We start from the raw sequence: 4,241 nt of genomic DNA, 5'->3' as shown, positions 1-4,241 counted from the left end.
AGAGGTGATACATGCCGAGCACATTGACTTTCCACAGCCTGTCCAAATCGTCGGGCTTGGTGGTCAAAATGGTCCCTACGTGCCCGATGCCCGCGTTGTTGACGAGCACATCGCAGCGTCCGCATTTCTCGGTGACCGTGCGCACAGCGGCAAGGCACGAGGACTCGTCGCTGACATCAAGCGCGAGTGATTCCGCACGATGGCCCGCCTGGGAGATCCGCGCGGCGGTTTGCTGTGCGGCGGCTTCGTCGCGGTCGGAGGCAAAGACGAGAGCTCCGGCTTCGGCGAAACATTCCGCGATAGCGGCTCCGATGCCGGAACCGGCTCCGGTGACGAGGGCAATTTTATCAATGAGGGTGATCATGGTTGGAAATGGAGTTGCAATTGTTCTGTGGCCTTGTGGTTGGTCTTCTCGAACAAGGCGGCATTGCCTGGCTGTTTCAGGTCTTGGTCAAAGGTGGGGATCATCCGCCTCATGCGCTCCCGGCCCTCAGCGCTGGCAAGCAGATTCGGCAGGCAGGTCTGGACAACCTGGAGCGCGATGTTCACTGAGACCGATGCGCCGGGCGAAGCGCCCAGCAGCGCGGCAAGAGAACGGTCTGCGGAGGAAAAAACTTCGGTGCCGAAATGCACGGCACCTCGGTCGGCTTTCTTGATGGCCTGCACACGGATGCCCGCCTGCACGAGCCTCCAATGCTCCGAGCTGGCATTGGGGTAAAACTCGCGCACGGCCTCCATGCGGCTCTCCATGCTTTGCAGGCCCTGGGTGATGAGATACTTCACCAGCGAGCGGTTACGCACGGCGGTTTGCAGCAGTGCGCCCAGATTGCCCGCGCGGATCGAGAGTGGCAGATCGCTCCACTGTCCATGTTTGAGGAAACGCGTCGTCCATGAGGCAAAAGGGCCGAAGAGAAGCTGTCGCTGACCATTGAGCCGCCGCACATCGAGATGCCCCGCGCCGAGGCTGGGCGATGAGGGCGGCGTGGCACCATAAACCTTTGCTTCGTGCCTTGCGCAGATCGAAGGCTCATCGCACACAAGCCACTGGCCGCCGATGGGAAATCCGCCAAGACCAGCGACTTCGGCGAGACCGGTGGATTGCAGCAAACGCAGGCTGCCGCCGCCCGCGCCGACGAAGACGAACTTCGCACGCTGCTTGCGCTCATCACCGGAAGCCATGCATCGAAGGTCGAGATGCCACTCCCCTGCCCCGCGCTGGAGTTTCGTCACCTTCCAACCGGCGGCGATGCCGCAATCTTCCTGCTGCGCCAGCCAGCCGCATAAACGGCGGGCCAGCAGGCCGTAGTCCACCTCGGTGCCGGCACCGGAGGTGGCCGCGACCGGGCCGGGGCCGCGCCCATCCATCACCAGCGGAGCCCACTGCTGGATCATCGAAGAATCGTTCGTGAACATCATGCTGCGGAAGAAATGATGCTCCGCCATCGCGGTGTGACGTGCGCGCAAGAAGTCCACGTCATCCCGACCCTTCACGAAGCAGACGTGCGGCACCGCATGGATGAAATCCGCAGCAGTTCCCACCATGCCTTCAGCGGTCGCGGATCCCCAGAACTGCTTCGAGTGTTGGAACTGCTCAAAGATATGCAAGGCCCGGCTGATGGGTACGCCACCGCTTTGATCGCGTGCCGGAGTGTAGCTGAGTTCGCAAATACCGGCATGTCCCGTGCCTGCGTTGTTCCACCCGTTCGAGGCTTCCTGCGCGAGCTCACTCGTTACCTCAACCATCTGGATGCGAAGGCGCGGATCAATCCGCTTCAGCATCACTGCCAGGCTCGCGGACATGATGCCGCTACCGACAAGCACGATGTCGGGGGTTTCGAGGATGCGGGCATCCATATCCGGTGGCGTTGGCATCAGTTCAGGCGTCGGTTATCAGCACCAATGCGCGCCGATGGCCTCGACATGCACGGCATACAGGCTGCGGCTCGCAGTCATGAACAGACGATTGCGGCGCGGACCGCCGAAGCACACATTGCTGCATACTTCCGGCAGCACGATCTGGCCGATGCGATTGCCCTCGGGTGAAAAAATTTGCACGCCGTCGTAGCCTTCGCCAACCCAGCCGGATCCGGCCCAGATGTTGCCGTCTTTGTCGCAACGAATGCCGTCCGCGAGTCCGGCGACTTCCGTGCCCTTGAGGTCCATTTTCATGGAGGCGAACTCTCGGCCGTTCTTCAGCTTTGCTCCATCAATGTCCCAGACCTTGATGTTCTTCGGTGCTTCGGGGTAATGCGTGGCACCGGTGTCGGCCACATAGACCTTCTTGTAGTCCGGCGAAAAGCACAGGCCGTTGGGTTTGAAGATTTCGTCGGTGACTTTCTCCACCTTGCCGCTTGGGTCAATACGATAGACGGCTTCTTTGAGCAAAAGATCGCCCTTGTTGCCCTCGTAGTTGCCCAGACTGCCGTAGCCCGGATCGGTGAACCACACGCTGCCATCGGGATGCACTGCGCCGTCGTTGGGTGCGTTGAAGGGCTTGCCGTCAAACTTGTCAGCGAGGACGGTTAGGGTGTTGTCGGGCTCGTAGCGCACCACGCGGCGGTTGCCGTGCTCGAATGAAATCTGGCGTCCTTCGCGGTCAAAGGTGTTGCCGTTGCTGTGACCGGCAGGCTTGTGAATCGTGGTGACTTCGCCGTCGTCTTGCAACCAGCGATGCTGCACGTTGTTCGGGATGTCGCTCCACACGAGGTATTGGCCCCAGCCGCTCCACGCAGGACCTTCGGCCCAATACATGCCGGTGTGCAGTCGCTCGATGGGCGCGGAGCCGATCTTGTATTTCTCGAATGCCTTGTCGAGCGCGATGACATCCGGCTCGGGATAGCGCACCGGCGGCGCGCTGGGGCCAAAATCACGCGCCAGCAACGGTGTGGCCGCGAGTGAACTGATGGAAGTGAGGAAGGAACGACGGGTGGTCATGGTTGGAGTGGTGGAGTGGTGGAGTGGTGGAGTGATGGAGTGATGGAGTTACCTGGGGGAGATCACGCCGTTGACGATGTTCGGCAGCGGCTCGCCACGGACGGCCATGAGTGCGATGCGTGCGGCTGTTTCTCGCAGCGTCTTAACCGCTGGCGGACTCGCTGAGGCGATGTGGGCGGCGAGGATCACATTGGGCATCGTGCGGATCGGATGGTCTGCCGGAATCGGCTCAGGATCGAAGACGTCGAGCGCGGCACCGGCGAGATGACCGGATTGCAGAGCGTCGGTGATGGCGGTGCTGTCGGCGAGATCGCCACGGCCTACGTTGATGAAGATGGAGCCAGCCTTCATCTTCGCGAACACAGCGGAGTTGAAGAGTTGCTTCGTCTTCGGTGTGGATGGGCAATGCGGTGAGACGATGTCGCTCTGCGCAAGCAGTTCATCGAAAGATGCAGCCACCGAAGCACCTGCTTTGGTGATCTCATCCGCTGCCACGACGGGATCAAACACCAGCACACGAGCCTTGAACGCGAGCAATCGTTTCACAACCTCGCGTCCGATGCGGCCAAAGCCGACGATGCCGATGGTGAGATGTTTCAAGGATGACATCGCGGTCAACGGTGTGGCGAGGCCCCACTTGCCCGCGCGAATGTCGAGCGCGTTCGGCACCACCTGCCGCGTGATGGCGAGGATGAAGGCCAGCGTGTGATCTGCGACTTCGTCAATGCAGTAGTCAGGGATGTTGCACACCGGAATGCCACGCTCGCGGGCGACGGCGAAATCCACATTGTCGTAGCCGATGCCGTAGCGCACGATGACCTTTGCTTTGGTCATCGCAGCGACGACTTCGGCGTTCACGGGAGCAAACTGCGCGATCACGGCATCGGCATCTCGCACGAGTTCGGCGAGTTCAGCAGGTGAACGCTTTTCTTTGAAGGAGACGATCTCGATACCCGCAGGACGAAGCACAGCTTCTTCCAGGCTGAGATCAGGAAAGGTGTAGTCGGTGATGGCTATTTTGGGCATGGTCGTGTGTGAGGTTATTCGCCGATGACGCGGACGGTGGTGAGTGACTTGATGAGGCTGTGGTCGTCCCATTTCCAGACGACGCGCTTCTCCTTGTCGTGCGTGACTTCGATGGCGTGCGCGCCCTGGCCTTCCTTACCACGCATGAAGTTGCCGATGAGCAGATTTCCGTTCTTGAGCTGCTGAAGGCTGGAGATCCAGGTGATGTTCAAATCCGGTGCATCCTTGTCGCTGAACTCCCACACGATCTGCTTGTCCGGCGTGACCTCGATCAATCGTTT

4 protein-coding genes and 1 pseudogene are annotated in these 4,241 nt (G+C 60.6%); all 5 read right to left on the bottom strand.

What is annotated here, in order from left to right; genetic code table 11:
* Positions 1 to 364: SDR family NAD(P)-dependent oxidoreductase (locus ACIREA_RS27640; RefSeq protein ID WP_397385549.1), on the bottom strand; the 364-nt coding region annotated here is incomplete at its 3' end.
* The gene (locus ACIREA_RS27635) at positions 361 to 1,854 is read right to left on the bottom strand and encodes a malate:quinone oxidoreductase (RefSeq protein ID WP_397385548.1); all 1,494 of its coding nucleotides are present in this window, start codon (positions 1,852 to 1,854) and stop codon (positions 361 to 363) included. The genes ACIREA_RS27640 and ACIREA_RS27635, both read right to left, overlap by 4 nt.
* 36 nt (positions 1,855 to 1,890) lie before the next feature.
* Complete coding sequence (locus ACIREA_RS27630; RefSeq protein WP_397385547.1) at positions 1,891 to 2,934, bottom strand: SMP-30/gluconolactonase/LRE family protein; 1,044 nt, start codon at positions 2,932 to 2,934, stop codon at positions 1,891 to 1,893.
* A 48-nt stretch (positions 2,935 to 2,982) separates the two neighbouring features.
* Positions 2,983 to 3,960: a C-terminal binding protein gene (locus tag ACIREA_RS27625; protein ID WP_397385546.1), complete on the bottom strand. Its 978-nt coding sequence runs from the start codon at positions 3,958 to 3,960 to the stop codon at positions 2,983 to 2,985.
* A gap of 14 nt (positions 3,961 to 3,974) precedes the next feature.
* A pseudogene (locus ACIREA_RS27620) lies at positions 3,975 to 4,241 on the bottom strand (hypothetical protein); the annotation flags it as partial.

This window comes from Prosthecobacter sp. (assembly GCF_044373815.1).
Taxonomy (GTDB): domain Bacteria; phylum Verrucomicrobiota; class Verrucomicrobiia; order Verrucomicrobiales; family Verrucomicrobiaceae; genus Prosthecobacter.
Note: the sequence above shows the minus strand (reverse complement) of the source record. Positions and strands in the feature narration are given on the sequence as shown.

Bases quoted from the DNA above. Each gene is read 5' to 3' on its own strand.
- ACIREA_RS27635 (WP_397385548.1), bottom strand. From the start codon at position 1,854: ATGGATGCCCGCATCCTCGAAACCCCCGACATCGTGCTTGTCGGTAGC.
- ACIREA_RS27630 (WP_397385547.1), bottom strand. From the start codon at position 2,934: ATGACCACCCGTCGTTCCTTCCTCACTTCCATCAGTTCACTCGCGGCC.
- ACIREA_RS27625 (WP_397385546.1), bottom strand. From the start codon at position 3,960: ATGCCCAAAATAGCCATCACCGACTACACCTTTCCTGATCTCAGCCTG.